The organism is Lysinibacillus sp. KU-BSD001, assembly GCF_042920265.1.
Lineage (GTDB): Bacteria > Bacillota > Bacilli > Bacillales_A > Planococcaceae > Lysinibacillus_B.
The window spans coordinates 1-16,504 of record NZ_JBDQZI010000020.1; the positions used below are offsets into that span (position 1 = coordinate 1).

General features: G+C 40.2%; 21 protein-coding genes and 1 other annotated feature. Of the genes, 19 read left to right on the forward strand and 2 right to left on the reverse strand.

Annotated features, from left to right (window positions below; all coding sequences use genetic code 11):
• The first annotated feature begins 240 nt into the window (after window positions 1–240).
• From AAGS61_RS19280 to AAGS61_RS19330, 11 genes are all read left to right on the forward strand, one after another.
• Window positions 241–771, forward strand: coding sequence for a M23 family metallopeptidase (locus tag AAGS61_RS19280; RefSeq protein ID WP_391375828.1), 531 nt, complete (start codon window positions 241–243; stop codon window positions 769–771).
• Window positions 764–1,378: a M50 family metallopeptidase gene (locus AAGS61_RS19285; RefSeq protein WP_391375831.1), complete on the forward strand. Its 615-nt coding sequence runs from the start codon at window positions 764–766 to the stop codon at window positions 1,376–1,378. Before AAGS61_RS19280 ends, AAGS61_RS19285 begins: the two co-directional genes overlap by 8 nt.
• 40 nt (window positions 1,379–1,418) lie before the next feature.
• Window positions 1,419–1,502: a sequence feature (ribosomal protein L21 leader region), on the forward strand.
• 14 nt (window positions 1,503–1,516) lie between these two features.
• The gene (gene rplU / locus AAGS61_RS19290; protein ID WP_293920766.1) at window positions 1,517–1,825 is read left to right on the forward strand and encodes a 50S ribosomal protein L21; all 309 of its coding nucleotides are present in this window, start codon (window positions 1,517–1,519) and stop codon (window positions 1,823–1,825) included.
• Between the two features lie 16 nt (window positions 1,826–1,841).
• A complete protein-coding gene (locus tag AAGS61_RS19295; protein ID WP_391375835.1) occupies window positions 1,842–2,180 on the forward strand; it encodes a ribosomal-processing cysteine protease Prp in 339 nt (112 codons plus the stop codon).
• Between the two features lie 19 nt (window positions 2,181–2,199).
• A complete protein-coding gene (gene rpmA / locus AAGS61_RS19300; RefSeq protein ID WP_391375923.1) occupies window positions 2,200–2,493 on the forward strand; it encodes a 50S ribosomal protein L27 in 294 nt (97 codons plus the stop codon).
• A 424-nt stretch (window positions 2,494–2,917) separates the two neighbouring features.
• Window positions 2,918–3,436, forward strand: a complete 519-nt coding sequence (locus AAGS61_RS19305; RefSeq protein WP_391375838.1) for a Spo0B domain-containing protein — start codon at window positions 2,918–2,920, stop codon at window positions 3,434–3,436.
• 12 nt (window positions 3,437–3,448) lie between these two features.
• Window positions 3,449–4,738 (forward strand): GTPase ObgE, encoded by a 1,290-nt coding sequence (gene obgE, locus AAGS61_RS19310; RefSeq protein WP_391375841.1) that lies wholly within the window; start codon window positions 3,449–3,451, stop codon window positions 4,736–4,738.
• A 27-nt stretch (window positions 4,739–4,765) separates the two neighbouring features.
• Entirely contained in the window at window positions 4,766–5,221 is a 456-nt protein-coding gene (locus AAGS61_RS19315; protein ID WP_391375844.1) for an ACT domain-containing protein, read from the forward strand.
• Between the two features lie 84 nt (window positions 5,222–5,305).
• Window positions 5,306–6,184: a prephenate dehydratase gene (gene pheA, locus AAGS61_RS19320; RefSeq protein ID WP_391375846.1), complete on the forward strand. Its 879-nt coding sequence runs from the start codon at window positions 5,306–5,308 to the stop codon at window positions 6,182–6,184.
• Between the two features lie 9 nt (window positions 6,185–6,193).
• On the forward strand, window positions 6,194–6,577 hold the full coding sequence (locus AAGS61_RS19325; RefSeq protein WP_391375847.1) for a thiol-disulfide oxidoreductase DCC family protein: 384 nt from the start codon (window positions 6,194–6,196) through the stop codon (window positions 6,575–6,577).
• A 36-nt stretch (window positions 6,578–6,613) separates the two neighbouring features.
• Window positions 6,614–7,165, forward strand: a complete 552-nt coding sequence (locus AAGS61_RS19330; protein ID WP_391375849.1) for an NUDIX hydrolase — start codon at window positions 6,614–6,616, stop codon at window positions 7,163–7,165.
• Between the two features lie 38 nt (window positions 7,166–7,203).
• Here the strand turns inward: AAGS61_RS19330 and AAGS61_RS19335 are convergent, their stop codons facing one another.
• Window positions 7,204–7,731 carry a transcription repressor NadR gene (locus tag AAGS61_RS19335; protein ID WP_391375851.1) on the reverse strand — a complete coding sequence of 176 codons (528 nt, stop codon included), beginning with the start codon at window positions 7,729–7,731 and terminating at the stop codon, window positions 7,204–7,206.
• 130 nt (window positions 7,732–7,861) lie between these two features.
• Here AAGS61_RS19335 and safA point away from each other — a divergent pair, with 130 nt between their 5' ends.
• From safA to AAGS61_RS19375, 8 genes are all read left to right on the forward strand, one after another.
• The gene (gene safA, locus AAGS61_RS19340) at window positions 7,862–8,932 is read left to right on the forward strand and encodes a SafA/ExsA family spore coat assembly protein (protein ID WP_391375853.1); all 1,071 of its coding nucleotides are present in this window, start codon (window positions 7,862–7,864) and stop codon (window positions 8,930–8,932) included.
• A 3-nt stretch (window positions 8,933–8,935) separates the two neighbouring features.
• On the forward strand, window positions 8,936–9,748 hold the full coding sequence (locus tag AAGS61_RS19345; RefSeq protein ID WP_391375855.1) for a phosphotransferase: 813 nt from the start codon (window positions 8,936–8,938) through the stop codon (window positions 9,746–9,748).
• A gap of 110 nt (window positions 9,749–9,858) precedes the next feature.
• Entirely contained in the window at window positions 9,859–10,479 is a 621-nt protein-coding gene (gene ruvA / locus AAGS61_RS19350) for a Holliday junction branch migration protein RuvA (RefSeq protein ID WP_391375857.1), read from the forward strand.
• Window positions 10,480–10,492: 13 nt separating this feature from the next.
• A complete protein-coding gene (ruvB, locus tag AAGS61_RS19355) occupies window positions 10,493–11,497 on the forward strand; it encodes a Holliday junction branch migration DNA helicase RuvB (protein WP_391375859.1) in 1,005 nt (334 codons plus the stop codon).
• A 19-nt stretch (window positions 11,498–11,516) separates the two neighbouring features.
• On the forward strand, window positions 11,517–12,554 hold the full coding sequence (queA, locus tag AAGS61_RS19360) for a tRNA preQ1(34) S-adenosylmethionine ribosyltransferase-isomerase QueA (RefSeq protein WP_391375861.1): 1,038 nt from the start codon (window positions 11,517–11,519) through the stop codon (window positions 12,552–12,554).
• A gap of 117 nt (window positions 12,555–12,671) precedes the next feature.
• Complete coding sequence (gene tgt / locus AAGS61_RS19365; RefSeq protein WP_391375863.1) at window positions 12,672–13,817, forward strand: tRNA guanosine(34) transglycosylase Tgt; 1,146 nt, start codon at window positions 12,672–12,674, stop codon at window positions 13,815–13,817.
• 125 nt (window positions 13,818–13,942) lie between these two features.
• Complete coding sequence (yajC, locus tag AAGS61_RS19370; protein WP_391375866.1) at window positions 13,943–14,203, forward strand: preprotein translocase subunit YajC; 261 nt, start codon at window positions 13,943–13,945, stop codon at window positions 14,201–14,203.
• Window positions 14,204–14,374: 171 nt separating this feature from the next.
• Window positions 14,375–15,016, forward strand: coding sequence for a DUF421 domain-containing protein (locus tag AAGS61_RS19375; protein WP_391375869.1), 642 nt, complete (start codon window positions 14,375–14,377; stop codon window positions 15,014–15,016).
• Here the strand turns inward: AAGS61_RS19375 and AAGS61_RS19380 are convergent.
• Window positions 14,996–16,492 (reverse strand): putative polysaccharide biosynthesis protein, encoded by a 1,497-nt coding sequence (locus tag AAGS61_RS19380; RefSeq protein WP_391375872.1) that lies wholly within the window; start codon window positions 16,490–16,492, stop codon window positions 14,996–14,998. The two genes, AAGS61_RS19375 and AAGS61_RS19380, sit on opposite strands and share 21 nt — an antisense overlap.
• Between the last annotated feature and the right edge of the window lie 12 nt (window positions 16,493–16,504).

Genomic DNA, 16,504 nt, shown 5'->3' on the forward strand with positions numbered 1-16,504 from the left:
TTTTAATACGGATTCTTAAATGATCCCAGGGGCTGTTCGGCTTTCCTTCACTTCTACTATAAAAAAATAGTAGCACAAACCATGGCCGTGGTTTGTACTACTAATGTTAGTATGTTTTTTACGAAATTTTATGGCTATGGACAAAGAGGCAACAGCATCTCGGCCTATTTTAGTTGAGATGTTGCTTTGTAATGGTATCGACTTTTCTGATAATTCATATAGTATAAAAAGGATGGTGGCATGAAAGCATGGCAATGGCTAACTTCGCTTGCTCTATGTATTGTCATATATATCGGATTAAATAGTTCAAATGAATCTGTCAGGCAATTCATTACAAGCGTTGTGTATAGTACAGAGCACATGACAGTGATGCGAAATACAGTAAATGAATTATTTTCTGATGACGAAGTCGTGGAAGTTGCTTCGACGAATCAAAAAGTGCTTGTGAAATTCGTTGCCATTAAGCGATACGATCAAGGATTTAAGTTATCATATGAAGACCCAATTACCATTACGGCAACGCAGTCAGGTGTCATGGTTTACACTGGACATACAGCACGAACAGGAAAGGTCATTTCGATATCTTATGATGATGGGTATACTGTGACGTATGGTTTTATCGATGACTTCTATCATCTACCGTATAGTACAGTTGCACAAGGTGAAGTGATTGCGATGAAGGAACAGGGAGAACTATTTATTCAAATCGAAAAAAATGGTCGTGTACTAAGCTTAGAAGAGACGGTCGAGTGGATTAAGGATCATGGCTAAGATAAAAATTCATCCAGTATTTTTGATGATGTTATTGCTATGGGCGTTGAGTGGAAACATTGCACAATACTTCCTTGTCCTCGTGTCACTTCTTTGGCATGAGGCAGGGCATCTTCTCATTGCAAAATTAGTAGGCGCAAAAGTAAAGGATGTCACGCTATTACCGTTTGGGGCACGGATACAATTTTTTAAAGGACAGGCTATTTCTTATACAGCACTTATATGGATTGCGATCGGCGGTCCTATTTTTACATTGCTTGCCTATTTGATAAGCCCTTTTATCCCATCATTATTTCAAAAAGATTTTGCGACGATTCAATTAGTTCTGCTATGCGTTAATCTTTTACCAATATACCCGCTCGATGGTGGACAAATCCTTTGTAATAGTTTACTAAAATTTAAACCTAAAAAGGCAATTTATGAAGGGTATGTATCTATTTCTTTATGTTTAATCACAATAGCGGTGGGCGCAATGTTACTAATGCTACCACAATCTATTTTTTTCGTTATGTTAAGTCTTCTCCTGTGGAGTGAAATACTAGATGAATGGCGATTCCGAAAATATCGAACAGCATTTGAAAAAGTTATTATGAATCGGTTGACTTAACAATCAGGGCATGATAGTATTTTAATGTTATTGTTTGTAGCACCCGCTACAACCGCGCTGGTAAGGTGCCTAAGTATCACAGAAGGTGATCACCTTTCAATAACAGGCGAGTCTTAGTCTAAGAGGAGGTGCATTTTAATGTACGCAATTATCGAAACTGGTGGTAAACAAATCAAAGTTGAAGCAGGTCAAGAAATCTATGTTGAAAAACTAGGTGTGGCTGCTGACGAAATCGTAACGTTTGACAAAGTTTTATTCGTAGGTGGAGAAACAGTTAAAGTTGGTGCTCCAACTGTTGCTGGTGCAACTGTTACAGCGAAAGTTGTAAAAGAAGGTCGCGCTAAGAAAATCACTGTTTTCAAAATGAAAGCGAAGAAAAACTACCGTCGTAAACAAGGTCACCGTCAACCATACACTAAATTAGTTGTTGAAGCAATCAACGCTTAATTTTGAGGTGAACCGGATGATTACGGTAACTATTTATAGCGATGAAAATCGTAAATCGTATGGATTTGAAATCTCAGGTCATGCACTTTCCGATGTTTATGGGCGTGATTTAGTATGTGCTGGTGCATCTGCTGTTTCTTTTGGTGCAGTAAATGCGATTCATCATATTACAGGAATCGAACCACAGATTGAACAAGGTGCTGAAGGTGGTTACTTAAAAGTAATGCTACCAAATGACTTGGATACTGAAACAGACGACAAATTACAAGTAATTTTGAATACTATGGTTACACAATTTTACACGATGACTGCTAGTTATTCAGATTATATCGAATTAAAATACAAAACGGTGTAGGAGGTGGAACATAATGGAAATGTTATTAACATTAGATCTTCAGTTCTTCGCATCTAAAAAAGGTGTAGGTTCTACAAAAAACGGACGTGATTCTGAAGCAAAACGTCTTGGCGCAAAACGTGCTGATGGCCAATTCGTAACTGGTGGTTCAATTCTTTACCGTCAACGCGGTACAAAAATTTACCCAGGTACAAACGTAGGTCGTGGTGGTGACGATACTTTATTCGCGAAAGTTGATGGCGTTGTAAAATTCGAACGCATGGGCCGCGATAAAAAGAAAGTATCTGTATACCCAGTAGCTCAAGAAGCATAATCTTGCAAATAAAGAGCAATTCTTTAAAGTGTAGACAAAGTCACATGTTGACTTTGTCTACACGTATTTTTAGATCACTCTTGAACAGATTGCTCATGCTGTCTTGAAAACGCTTGCCATACAAGGGCGCGTAGCCAAGGGAAGACGCGAGGTTCATGAGCGGACAAACGAGGCAAGTATCAACAGCCTGAGGGGGGGTGTCCAGAAAGTGAAAACTTTCGGGACACCCCCTTCACTTCTTGATACATATGTACTAAAAAATATGGGTCCAGTAGTAGTCGTAAAGAAGTCACCTTAAAATATCTTTTCAGACGGCTTCTTTTCTTTCGAATGAAGATTGAACTGTTCTAAGTATTACGTTTTAAAGGAAATGTGGAATAAAAATTGTTATACTATGTAAGATAACTTTATTGGAGTGAATAAAATGACGGAACAATCTTTAACGGTACAACAAGTATTACGTTATGCAAACCATGATTTTTTAAATCACCTTCATTTAATTAAGATGAACCTTGACTTAGAGCGTATTGAGGAAGCAAAAGAACTTATTTATGACATTGTGGCCCAATGTCAAAATGTCTCTCAGTTAAATAAAATCGGTCTGCCCAAAATGATTGAATACTTACAGACGTTAAGATGGCGTTATCCTGAATTTCAAATGGAGTTCTCTACCAATATAACAAAAGCTTTAAACGAACAATGGGACGAGCTAATTGTTCAATACTTGGAAGAAACAATCCTTCATGTGTATGACCGGTTAGATCCTTTTTCGGAACAACAGCTACAAATCGATATTGTAGGTGCTGGGGATGAATTTGAAATTACTGTTCATTTTACAGGACAGTTTAACGAGGCACTACATTTTAATAAGGAATTAAATGCACTGCAAATCAAAACGTTGGAACAAACGACAACGTCTTGGAAGTTTGTTATGCAAAATTAGGGAGTGAACGGTATGTTTGTAGATCACGTCAAGATTTATGTAAAAGGTGGAGACGGCGGAGATGGTATGGTAGCCTTCCGTCGTGAAAAATATGTACCAAATGGTGGACCAGCTGGTGGAGATGGCGGTCACGGCGGTAATGTTGTGTTCGAGGTAGAAGAGGGCTTACGTACGTTAATGGACTTCCGCTACAAACGCCACTTTAAAGCTGAACGTGGTGAGCACGGTATGAGTAAAGGTATGCATGGTCGTAAAGCGGAAGATTTAATCGTCAAAGTGCCACCAGGAACGGTTGTAATCAATGCTGAAACAAAAGCTGTTATTGCAGATTTAGTTGAGCATGGTCAACGTGCAGTTATTGCGAAAGCAGGGCGAGGTGGCCGTGGTAACTCACGTTTTGCCACACCAGCAAATCCAGCACCAGAGCTTGCTGAAAAAGGCGAACCAGGTCAAGAATTAGATGTTATTTTAGAATTAAAGGTGTTAGCAGATGTTGGATTAGTCGGCTTCCCATCAGTTGGGAAATCAACACTTTTATCTGTTGTATCCGCTGCAAAGCCAAAAATTGGTGCATACCATTTCACAACAATCGTACCAAACTTAGGAATGGTTGAAACGGAAGATGGTCGCTCATTTGCTATGGCAGATTTACCAGGGTTAATCGAAGGCGCGCACCAAGGCGTAGGCCTAGGCATGCAATTTTTACGTCATATTGAGCGTACACGTGTTATCGTGCATGTTGTGGATATGAGCGGCATGGAAGGGCGCGATCCGTATGAAGATTACGTAACGATTAACAACGAATTAGAGCAATATAATTTACGTTTAACAGAGCGTCCACAACTAGTGGTAGCCAATAAAATGGATATGCCGAATGCGGAAGAAAATTTAGAAGAGTTCAAGAAAAAAGTTGGTCCGGATGTAAAAGTCTTCCCAATTTCAGCTGTGTCTCGTCAAGGGTTAAAACCACTATTATTTGAAATTGCAGATTTATTAGAAGTGACACCTGAATTCCAATTACATGAAGTGGAAGAGGAAGAATCAGACGCAACAGTTCTGTATAAACATGAATCGAAGAAAGACGGCTTTGAAATTACACGTGATGACGATGGTGCATGGATTCTTTCTGGTGGTTCAATTGAACGCCTATTTAAGATGACAGACTTTAGCCGTGAAGACGGTATTCGTCGTTTTGCGCGCCAATTACGTGCAATGGGTGTGGATGAGGCATTACGTGAACGTGGGGCCAAAGATGGCGATACAGTTCGCTTACTCGAATTTGAATTTGAATTTATTGACTAAGGCTTTGAAAAGTGCGGGGGGAAAATTATGAAAAACGTTGCAAATCAACGATATTATTTAGTGCGTGAAGACGTCCTAACAGATGCAATGCAAAAAACGTTAGAAGCAAAACAATTGCTTCAAAGTGGAAAAGTTGCTTCCATTTGGGACGCTGTGAAAGAAGTCGATTTATCACGGAGTGCCTTTTATAAATATCGCGATGCCGTTTTTCCTTTCCACTCCATTGTGAAAGAGCGTATTTTAACTGTGTTTATCCAATTACAGGATCGAAAAGGTGCATTAGCAAAGTTACTTGAAATGGTATCAGATGCACATTGTAATGTGTTAACGATTCATCAAACGATTCCGATTCAGGGGCGTGCAAACGTGACATTATCATTGGATGTAACGAGTATGACGGATGAATTAGATGAATTAATGCGAAGTTTAAAGCATTTAGATTTTGTAGAGGCTGCTGAGGTTATTAGCTCAGGTGCTTTATAACAGAGTAGAGCGCACTATTGCGCTCTCTCTTTTTACATAGCATTAACTGAAAATTTAGAAATGAAAGTGTTTGGAGGATTGGATATGACGGTAGGAGAGCAATGGGGAAAACGGATTGCCTATTTAGGACCAGAAGCATCATTTACATATTTAGCGGCAAAAGGATTATTTGAAAATGAATGGTTGATCCCATGCACAACGATTCCAGAATGTATTGAGGCTGTAGCAGAGGGGAAAGTGGATTTAGCTGTTGTACCAATTGAAAATGCGTTAGAAGGGTCCGTCCCGCTGACGGTAGATTATTTATTTCATGAGGCAACGCTTTTTGTCACGGCGGAAGTATTATCTAAAATACAGCAACACTTAATGGTACATAAAAATCAAGTGAATAATTGGCGCAATATTAACGGGGTTTATTCACATCCACATGCTCTTGCACAGTGTCATAAATACTTATTTTATAATTTCAGCAGTGTGCCATTACATCAATATTCTTCAACGGCAGCAGCGGCTAAACTTGTATCGGAATCACCAGATGAATGTATTGCGGCAATTGGTAACTCGTCTGCCGCGGAGAAATACGGATTAGCAATCGTAGAGAAAAATATTCACGATTTTCATTTTAATCATACACGCTTCTTCGTGTTATCGAAGCAAAATTTACGCTTACCGAAAGAAGAAGCGACAAGTGGTCCGAAAACAACCTTTATGATAACGTTACCGGAAGATGATGTTTCGGGGTCATTGCATCAAGTGCTTTCTGTTTTTGCTTGGCGCAAATTAAATTTAAGTAAAATCGAATCACGTCCATTAAAAACAGGACTGGGTGATTACTTCTTTATTATTGATGTGTCAGCAGATGAGCATGAACCGATGATGAAAGGTGCCGTAGAGGAGCTAAATGCCCTTGGTTGCTCTGTCAAATCACTTGGTACATACTATACGTATAACACACCAGAATGAGAGGATTAAATGCGCATTATTTTGTTTGATGGTGTATGTAATGTTTGTGATGCCAGTGTGCGGTTTATTTTAAAACGGGACGGAGGCATCTTTCATTTTGCTTCTTTGCAAAGTGAAGTAGGGCAGCAACTTGTGAAACAATATCACCTTCAAGGGATCGATAGTGTCGTGCTGATTGAGCATCATCAAGCGTACACAAAGTCAACAGCCGCCCTTCACATCGCCAAAAGTTTGCAAGGATTTTGGCGGTTTTTGTATATTGCCATCGTAGTGCCGCGTCCTATACGGGATAGGCTTTATGCGTTTGTTGCTAAAAACCGTTATAAGTGGTTTGGACAAAAAGAAGTATGCATGCTCCTTTCAAAAGAACAGCAGGCGCGATTTTTGTCGTGATATAATGGCTGTATTAACATAAAAGGTGGGTAATGTATGTGGCAAGAGCAATTAATGAATTATCAACCATTTAATGAGCAAGAAATGGCAGATAAGCAAATCATCATGAAATGCCTGACAACGTTTGATGAGATTTTAACGCGCGAAAATGAAGTAGCACATATGACATGTTCAGGGTTTGTGGTCAATAAAGCACGGACAAAAGTACTTATGGTACATCATAATATTTATAATTCATGGAGTTGGACAGGGGGGCATGCAGACGGGGAAACCGATTTTTTAGCGGTTGCGCTTCGAGAAGTGCAAGAAGAGACAGGGGTATCGAATTTACAACCAGTCACAACCGATATTTTTTCCCTCGATGTATTAACCGTTATTGGGCATGTGAAGAAGGGGAAATTTATTTCACCACATCTCCATTTAAATGTTACATATTTAATTGAAGCCGATGATGCACAAGCATTGACGATTGCAGAAGCAGAAAATAGCGGAGTAGCTTGGTTACCAATTAATCAGTTGGATGCATATTCAACTGAAGAACATATGAAGCCGATTTACCATAAAATAATTAACAAGATGAAAGCATAAAATAGGGCCGTCTCATATTTTTTGAGACGGCCCTATTTTTAGTTTTCGATTAAGTACCCCTTTTCACGAAGGCTTGCTTCTGCTTTATCAAGAAGTGCTTCACTTGGGGCCGAAATCACATGCAAGTGGGTACCATCTGTTAGAGCCGATAGGAAGCTTGCTTTTGTTTGTTCAAGCTTTTCTAAAAACAAATCGACCTCAACACGGTTGGACACTAAAATGGAGGCGGTAATCTCGCCATAAACAGGATGTTCAATAAGAACATTTTGAATCGTTACACCGCAGTCAACAATAGTATACATTTCATCGCGTGTTTCATCTGCAGTGTGCATGCATACAATTTTGCGTTCATAGGAAGCGGTGCTTTGTTCTTTCATATACAAGTAGCCCTGACTAGTCGCCACGATGGGCTCATTACGCGCCTTTAATAAATTCATATCATTGACAACAACTTGGCGGGATACATTTGCATGTTTAGCTAAATCTGTTCCTGTAATCGGTCCATTTTGTTGTTTTAATAGATTTAAAAGTTCGAGACGGCGCTCTTCTCCTAGCATTTTCTTCATCTAAATCACCTCTAAATGTCAAAAAACATTTGTTGTAAGCATAGTGTATCATGATAGCTGTCTTTCCGCGCGAAATTTGTGTCGTTTTTTATAGGTAGGCATATGCTATAGCGAGAAAAGGAGGCAATCGATGCGAGTTCATATTGTGCAAAAAGGTGATACATTATGGAAAATCGCGAAACAGTATGGCATTGGTTTTGATGAGTTAAAAAGACTCAATGCGCAACTAGCGAATCCTGATTATATCGTACCGGGAATGGAAATTTTCTTGCCAGACACTGCTATGGGGACTAAGAAAGAGGATGTCCACAGTGTGAAAACGAAGGTTATGCCAAGCGTTGAAGAAAAAGAAACAGAATGGAAACCGGTTAAAGAATTGCCGCTTGTAGAGGAGTCTATGGAGGCAGAAATGTACCAACCAACTTATAATCCAGCCGCAATGATGCCGCCACAATGGTGCGTGTCCTGTATGTCACCACAACAGCCGCCAATTTATCAACAAACGATTTATCAACAACCGATGTATCCACAAGTCATTTATCAACCACAGATGATGCCACAACTACCAATGATGCCGCAGTTCATGCCGGAACAACAAATGATGCCCCAACAGCCAATGCCCCAACAACCAGTAATGCCAGAGCAACACGTAAAGGACATGATGGATGAAGAATCCATGTATGACCAATCGATGGATGAGGAATCTGTACATGAACAGCCAATGTACCAGCAACCAATGCATGAACAGCCAATGTGGCAGCAACCAATGCATGAACAACCGATGTGGCAACAACCAATGCATGACCAATCGATGTGGCAACAACCAATGTACCAGCAACCAATGTGTTGGTCACCGATGATGCATCATCAATCAATGTGCTGTCAACCGATGCACCAACAACCAATGTGGCAACAACCAATGCATGACCCATCCATGTGGCAACCAATGTGGCAGCAGCCGATGCATGACCAGTCGATGTGGCAACAACCGATGTGGCAGCAGCCAATGCACCATCCGTCTATGTGGCAACCAGTCCCTTGTCAGCAACCCGTAGATGCTTGTGAACAGACTCGTCCACAATGTGAGGATAAAGAGCAGCAAGTACAAGGTTATTATCAAGATATGAGACAAATGGAACAACACACACAACCACCCTTCAACCCGTATTGTCATCCCCATCAACAGCCGCCTTGGCGTTAAGAGATGCAGCTAAAAGAAAATTGTTGGCGCTATGATACGGAAAAGGGTGCATTTTTCGTAAAATACTATGACGATGCATTTATTGCGGATAAGGTGCGCTTTATTCATAAAAAGCTAATGAAAAATCATTTTCCATATATTGCACCGATCACCTCTCAAAAGAGTACACCATATATCGTGCATCAATGGGTACATGGTAGACCTGCGAACTACGAAAAAACGGAAGATCGTACGAAATCATTAGAGATGTTAAAGGCTCTTCATGAAACGAATGTTCTATGGAAAGATGCTTTACTTCCAAGGCAAGATTTACTGAAAAAATGGGAAGTAAGATTTGCTCGTTTTAAAAATAACGAAAAAGAGCTACTCCCTTTAATGGGAAAGGATTTTTATACCATTTCGAATATGACGGAGCAGGCGCTTAGAAAAATAGAGGCTAGTAAAACTTCCAAGTTCACATTGCTTCATGGAGATGTCGTACATCATAATTTTTTGCTTGGTGATCAGCCTGCAATCATTGATTTTGATTTAGCGTGCCTAGGAGATCCTGCTGACGAAGTGATTTTATGGATGCATCGTGTATTACCTCACGTAAATTATGATATATATGCATTATTGAATGAACAACCGTATGCAGAAATAACCCGACAAAAAAGGAATTATTTATTATATCCAAATGAATTGCTACGGGAATGGCTTTATTTATTGCAAGTGAATGAGGCGCAGAAAGAACAGCTGTTGCAATATGTGCGACCATTCACAAATCAAGCATTACAAATGTGGCCAGTCTTAAGGAAACAAATTGATAAAATGTAAATAATGACATGAACCGTCAACTATTTGGCGGTTTTTTGTTTGTTTTATTGTTCGGGGAAAAGGCGAACAGTGTGCTATAATATACAGGTTGAATGTGAGGGGAATAGCAAATGTATGATTATGTAAAAGGACAAGTTACACGTATTACACCGGAATATATCGCGTTAGAGGTGCAGAACATCGGCTATCAATTGTTTACACCGAATCCTTATGCGTTTCGAGTAAATGAGCACATACAGCTAATTTATGTACATATGCATGTGAGAGAAGATGCTCATACATTATACGGTTTTACGAGTTTAGAGCAACGTGAATTATTCCGAAAACTGATTCAAGTATCAGGGATTGGACCAAAAGGCGCTTTAGCCATTTTAGCTTCGGGGGCACCAACGCATGTGATCCAAGCAATTGAGATGGAAGATGAAGCCTTTTTAGTGAAGTTTCCAGGGGTAGGCAAAAAAACAGCACGCCAAATGATTTTGGATTTAAAGGGCAAACTAGGGACATTAATGGATGTAGTAGAGCTACCAAGCACAGAGGACGAGCTACCGCTATTTGGAGTAAATCCGCATACGCACGAGCTAGAGGAAGCCATGTTAGCACTTATCGCTCTTGGTTACTCTGAAAAAGAGCTTGCGAAAGTAAAACCTCAGCTTGAGGAGGATGAAGCTTTAACGACAACTGATGCATATATGAAGCAGGCATTAAAAGTATTATTGAAAATGAAGTAGGAGGGAACGAGCGATGACAGATCGTTTATTATCAAGTGAATCGAACGCTTTTGATGAACAATTTGAATTATCACTACGACCTCAACGGCTTTCCCAATATATCGGTCAGCAGCAAGTAAAGGACAATTTAAAAGTTTTTATCGAAGCAGCGAAAATGCGAGAGGAAAGTCTTGACCATGTGTTATTATATGGTCCTCCGGGGTTAGGAAAAACAACGCTAGCGGCTGTTATCGCGAATGAGATGGGCGTCAATATTAAAATGACAAGTGGTCCTGCTATCGAGCGTCCAGGTGATTTAGCGGCCATTTTAAGTTCACTTGAGCCGGGTGATGTCCTTTTTATAGATGAAATTCACCGTCTGCCACGCGCCATCGAAGAAGTACTCTATCCCGCAATGGAAGACTTTTGCTTAGATATTGTGATTGGTAAAGGACCAGAAGCACGTTCTGTTCGACTGGATTTACCACCGTTTACATTAGTTGGTGCAACGACACGGGTAGGGGCGTTGTCGGCACCGCTTCGTGACCGTTTTGGTGTCCACCTACGCTTAGAATATTATGACGAGGAGTCGCTTGCTCACATTGTGGTCAGAAGTGGACACCTATTTAACGTAGAAATTGATGACCAAGCCGCTTACGAGATGGCACGTCGTTCTCGGGGGACACCGCGTATTGCCAATCGTCTGCTAAAACGTGTGCGCGATTATGCACAAGTGCTAGGGGACGGGACGATTACGCTTGCTTTATCCAAACAAGCACTTGAACTATTGCAAGTAGATCCTCGCGGTTTAGATCATATTGACCATAAATTAATGATTGCACTCATTGAACGCTTTACAGGTGGTCCGGTTGGCTTAGATACGATTTCTGCGTCCATTGGGGAAGAACGTATTACGATTGAGGAAGTGTATGAGCCTTATTTATTGCAAATTGGCTTTATGCAACGAACACCAAGAGGGCGCGTCGCAACAAATTTAGCGTATGAGCATTTTGGCTATGCGTACCCACAACAAAATTAAATGATAGGAAGTTACAAAGATGAAAGTAGAAGATTTTGATTTTTACTTACCGGAAGAATTGATTGCTCAAACGCCGCTTCTTGACCGAACAGCGAGTCGTTTAATGGTTGTCAATCCACATACAAAAGAAGTAGAGCACCATCAATTTGCTCATATTGTCCATGAATTACAGGCAGGCGATTGTCTCGTACTCAATGATACACGTGTACTACCAGCACGTCTTATGGGGGAAAAAGAAGATACGGGGGCCAATATTGAATTGCTTCTGTTGAAACAAACGAATGAAGATGAGTGGGAAACACTTGTCAAGCCTGCGAAGCGCGTCAAAGTAGGAACGGTTGTGACATTTGGCGACGGCTTATTAAAAGCGACATGTACGGGTATGCTAGAGCATGGAGGACGTACATTTACATTTGAATATGACGGCATTTTTTATGAGATTTTAGATCAGCTTGGTGAGATGCCACTCCCTCCGTATATTCGTGAAAAATTAGATGACCAAGACCGTTATCAAACGGTATATGCTCGTGAGCGCGGCTCAGCTGCAGCACCGACAGCAGGTCTTCATTTTACAGAAGACTTGCTCGAGCAAATTAAAGCAAAAGGTGTTGAAGTCGTGTTCGTGACATTGCACGTTGGACTTGGCACATTCCGCCCTGTCAGTGTAGATTCAATCGAAGAACATGATATGCATTCTGAATTTTATAGTGTAACGGAAGAAGCCGCACAAACGATTAACCGAGTAAAACAAGCAGGTGGTCGTGTTATTTCAGTTGGGACAACTTCGACGCGTACGCTTGAAACGATTGCGAGTAAATATAACGGTGAAATTCGAGCAGAGCAAGGCTGGACAAATATTTTCATTTATCCTGGTTATGAATACAAAGCGATTGACGGACTCATTACAAACTTCCATTTGCCAAAGTCTACGCTTGTAATGCTTGTGAGTGCATTAGCTGGAAAGGAAACGATTTTATCGGCATATGAGGAGGCAGTCAAGAAACGTTACCGCTTCTTTAGTTTTGGCGATGCGATGTTTATTCGTCCGAAGAAATAGTTTGCAAAACGTTGTCAGACAACCTAAAATTAAGACTTATGTGCTTGTTATCAATATGTAGCAGGCCATTAAATTCGAAGTACTGTTTTTACTTTAGAAATGAGAGGACTTTTATTTATGACACAACCACCAATTCGTTATGAATTAATTAAAACTTGTGCCCAAACAGGTGCGCGCCTTGGGATTGTGCACACACCACACGGATCGTTTGAAACGCCAACATTTATGCCAGTTGGGACACAAGCAACCGTAAAAGCGATGAGCCCAGAAGAATTAAAGGAAATGAATGCCGGCATTATCCTGTCCAATACGTATCACTTATGGTTACGTCCAGGCAATGATATCGTCAAAGAAGCAGGCGGATTGCATCAATTTATGAACTGGGATCGTCCCATTTTAACAGATTCAGGTGGCTTCCAAGTGTTTTCACTTAGCCAATTCCGTAAAATTGAAGAGGAAGGCGTTCATTTCCGTAATCACTTAAATGGCGATAAATTATTTTTATCTCCTGAAAAAGCGATGGAAATTCAAAATGACCTTGGCTCAGATATTATGATGGCGTTTGATGAATGTCCACCGTTTCCAGCGACGTATGAGTATATGCTAGCGTCTGTAGATCGTACAACACGCTGGGCAAAACGTTGTAAAGAAGCACATCAGCGTCCAGATGAGCAAGGCTTATTTGGGATTATTCAAGGGGGAGAATATGAAGACTTGCGTCGTCGTTCAGCAGAAGCGTTAATAGAGCTAGACTTCCCAGGCTATGCAATCGGTGGTTTATCCGTTGGGGAGCCAAAAGACATTATGAATAAAGTATTAGACTTTACAGCACCATTAATGCCAGCAGACAAGCCGCGTTATTTAATGGGGGTTGGTTCACCTGATTCGCTGATTGATGGTTCTATCCGTGGGATTGATATGTTTGACTGTGTATTACCAACGCGAATTGCCCGTAACGGTACATTAATGACATCAGAAGGACGTATGGTCATTAAAAATGCGAAATATGCACGTGATTTCCGTCCGATTGATGAAACATGTGATTGCTACACATGTAAAAACTATACACGTGCTTATGTGCGTCATTTATTACGTACGGAAGAAACATTCGGTCTACGCTTAACGTCGTATCATAATCTACGCTTCTTAATTAAGCTCATGGAAGATGTGCGTCAAGCGATTCGAGAAGATCGTCTTGGGGATTTTAAAGAAGAATTTTTCGAAAAATACGGTTATAATAAACCGAATGCGAAGAATTTCTAATCGTTTTTGTAGAAATTCCTTTCTTATGATAGAAAAATTCAAGAATTCGATAGAAAATCTCGCCATATAATGAGAATTTATACTATACTAGTAAAGATAAGATTTTCGAAAGGAGTCTATATAATATGGATGCAGCATATGGACAATTGATTATGATTGCTTTGATGTTTGTTGCGATGTGGTTTATTTTAATCCGTCCAGCACAAAAGCGACAAAAAGCAACAGTTGCGATGCAAAACGATCTAAAAAAAGGTGACAAAGTCATTACAATTGGTGGCTTACATGGCGAAATTGATGCAATTGAAGATACAGCGATTTATTTAAAAATTGCTAATAATACAACTGTAAAATTTGAACGCCAAGCAATCGGCAGAGTTGTAGAATAATAAAAAGGAGGGTGGTGGCATGTTGATGCGACCACCCCATGAGCAATATTTCGTAATGGATATTGACAAGGGGATGTTCAGAAAGTAAAAGCTTTCTGGACATCCTCTTCCTTTTTTCTGTATAATGCCTAACTTGTTCGCCCACACTGAAATGAAAAAGGGGTGTGGGAAATGGCTGAGTTTTGGATCATTGCTTTTCGTACGATTGTGTTATATATTATCGTGCTCCTTGTTTTTCGCTTGATGGGAAAACGAGAAGTAGGAGAACTAAGCTTGCTTGATTTTGCTGTATACGTCCTCATTGCTGAAGTAGCGTCATTAGCAATCGATAATTTAGATCGGTCATTAGTGTTAGCTGTTGTACCGATTGTTTTACTATTTACCATTCAGTATTTAAACGCCCTTTTTATTTTAAAAAATAAGAAAATGCGCGATACGATTGATGGTGATCCGACAATTATCATTCGGGACGGTGTGATTGTAGAAGCTGAAATGCGTAAACAGCGCTATAATTTAGATGATTTATTTCAACAGTTACGTGAACAAGGTATTTCATCTGTACAAAGTATTGCTTATGCTTTTCTAGAACCGTCTGGTAAACTATCAGTTTTTAAAAAAGGCGATGAACCGTTCATCCTGCCAATCGTCATAGATGGATATGTCGATGACAAACATTTGAAATTTATCGGTAAGGATCGAAAATGGTTAGAAGATCAGTTACGTGACGAAGGTGTGCATACTACGGATGAGGTGTTTTATTGTTGTTATGAAGGTGGGAAGATTCATTATCAGTTAAAGGCGCGAAAAAAGTAAACGGACGTAACGGAAATCAGACAGGTTAATTTGTTTTGTTAAGGCAAGTAAAATGGTTAATAAAGCAAATGTTATTACGATACTTGTAATCATGGAATTGTAAGAAATCATGGATTGCACAATACATGTGACGACAAAGCAACCATAGGATGCAGCAAATAAACGGAAGCCCACTTCAATTTTTGGGTTGTTACGAACGGATGCAATATGTAAAAACGAAGTAAGTAAAACACCAAACCCGATCGCAATAATAGCGCCGTACTGTTGTAGCATTGGCTGTGCCGCCAACACGAGCATTAATAACAGCTTCCCAATTCCACCATAAATCGAATTCATCATCGCCACGCGGGCTTGGTCCAATGCCTGTAAAATGGACAGGAGCGGACTTTGAATATAATAAAAATAAAAAATAGGTGCCAGTATTTTCATGTAGTTTGTTTCATCTTTTAAGTGAAATAGTTCTACTGCAAGAAAATCACCGTATAACAAGAAAAACGTCGCGGCATAACACCCTATTAGTGAGCAAAGGCGCAATGAAATCGTAATCCGTTGATTGAGTAATCGAACGTTTTGAACAGCTGCGGCATTACTAATCGCAGGAATGAGAATAATCGCGAGTGCTGCCGGTATAAATGCTGGGAAGAGCAGGAGGGGGATATGTACCCCTGAAATCACCCCATATAAAGTAGTCGCCGCTGTTGCCGTTAAACCTGAAATTGTGAGTGCTTTTAAAAACACAATAGGCTCTAAAAACCACGTAAATGTACCGAATAGCTTGCTGCCTGCTGAAGGTAATGCAATACGAAACAGTGGTCCACTGCGGTAAGTACTTACCTTTTTATCTGTTCGTATTTTCACGAAATGATAGTGGATCAGTAAGTAAATAAAGGCAGCACATTCACCAAGCGCGGTCATGCCCATTGCAAATGCAGCATTTGTCGTACTGGAATCGGTTAATAAGTACGGCAGAGCAAAGGAAATAGCAGCAATGCGAATCGTTTGCTCTATTAAGGAAGACCAGGCAGTAGGTGTTGTTTTCCCTAACCCGAGCAAATAAGCTTTAATAATCCCCGCATACACCACGATGGGTACAGTATAAATCGCGACTATTAGTGGATAGCGTGTCCCCTCACTTTGTAATAAAGTTTCCGCAATCGTTGGTGTAATAAACCAAAGAACCGGTAATAAAACTAAAATGGAAACGGTAGAAATACGTAGGCACGTTTTTAGGACGCTTTTTGTATCTGTAATTTTCCCTTTGGCATACAGTTCTGCTACCACTTTTGTTAAAGCAATTGGTAAGCCGAGTTGCACTAAAGAGATAAAGAAAATAAAAGCAGGGTAGGCCGTCATATAAATACCGACAACTTCTTCTCCCGCAATGCGCATAAATTGCATGCGATAAACAAAACCAAATAGTTTAGATAAAAAAATAACGACGGTCAACAGAAGCGTGCCTTTAACAAAAGAAGCCATGAGCAGTGCAAT

Bases quoted from the DNA above. Each gene is read 5' to 3' on its own strand.
- rpmA (WP_391375923.1), top strand. From the start codon at position 2,200: ATGTTATTAACATTAGATCTTCAGTTCTTCGCATCTAAAAAAGGTGTA.
- AAGS61_RS19345 (WP_391375855.1), top strand. From the start codon at position 8,936: ATGCAGCTAAAAGAAAATTGTTGGCGCTATGATACGGAAAAGGGTGCA.
- tgt (WP_391375863.1), top strand. From the start codon at position 12,672: ATGACACAACCACCAATTCGTTATGAATTAATTAAAACTTGTGCCCAA.
- safA (WP_391375853.1), top strand. From the start codon at position 7,862: ATGCGAGTTCATATTGTGCAAAAAGGTGATACATTATGGAAAATCGCG.
- rplU (WP_293920766.1), top strand. From the start codon at position 1,517: ATGTACGCAATTATCGAAACTGGTGGTAAACAAATCAAAGTTGAAGCA.
- pheA (WP_391375846.1), top strand. From the start codon at position 5,306: ATGACGGTAGGAGAGCAATGGGGAAAACGGATTGCCTATTTAGGACCA.
- AAGS61_RS19380 (WP_391375872.1), bottom strand. From the start codon at position 16,492: ATGGCTTCTTTTGTTAAAGGCACGCTTCTGTTGACCGTCGTTATTTTT.
- AAGS61_RS19285 (WP_391375831.1), top strand. From the start codon at position 764: ATGGCTAAGATAAAAATTCATCCAGTATTTTTGATGATGTTATTGCTA.
- ruvB (WP_391375859.1), top strand. From the start codon at position 10,493: ATGACAGATCGTTTATTATCAAGTGAATCGAACGCTTTTGATGAACAA.
- AAGS61_RS19335 (WP_391375851.1), bottom strand. From the start codon at position 7,731: ATGAAGAAAATGCTAGGAGAAGAGCGCCGTCTCGAACTTTTAAATCTA.
- obgE (WP_391375841.1), top strand. From the start codon at position 3,449: ATGTTTGTAGATCACGTCAAGATTTATGTAAAAGGTGGAGACGGCGGA.
- AAGS61_RS19375 (WP_391375869.1), top strand. From the start codon at position 14,375: ATGGCTGAGTTTTGGATCATTGCTTTTCGTACGATTGTGTTATATATT.
- AAGS61_RS19280 (WP_391375828.1), top strand. From the start codon at position 241: ATGAAAGCATGGCAATGGCTAACTTCGCTTGCTCTATGTATTGTCATA.
- AAGS61_RS19305 (WP_391375838.1), top strand. From the start codon at position 2,918: ATGACGGAACAATCTTTAACGGTACAACAAGTATTACGTTATGCAAAC.
- AAGS61_RS19325 (WP_391375847.1), top strand. From the start codon at position 6,194: ATGCGCATTATTTTGTTTGATGGTGTATGTAATGTTTGTGATGCCAGT.
- AAGS61_RS19295 (WP_391375835.1), top strand. From the start codon at position 1,842: ATGATTACGGTAACTATTTATAGCGATGAAAATCGTAAATCGTATGGA.
- AAGS61_RS19315 (WP_391375844.1), top strand. From the start codon at position 4,766: ATGAAAAACGTTGCAAATCAACGATATTATTTAGTGCGTGAAGACGTC.
- AAGS61_RS19330 (WP_391375849.1), top strand. From the start codon at position 6,614: ATGTGGCAAGAGCAATTAATGAATTATCAACCATTTAATGAGCAAGAA.
- ruvA (WP_391375857.1), top strand. From the start codon at position 9,859: ATGTATGATTATGTAAAAGGACAAGTTACACGTATTACACCGGAATAT.
- queA (WP_391375861.1), top strand. From the start codon at position 11,517: ATGAAAGTAGAAGATTTTGATTTTTACTTACCGGAAGAATTGATTGCT.
- yajC (WP_391375866.1), top strand. From the start codon at position 13,943: ATGGATGCAGCATATGGACAATTGATTATGATTGCTTTGATGTTTGTT.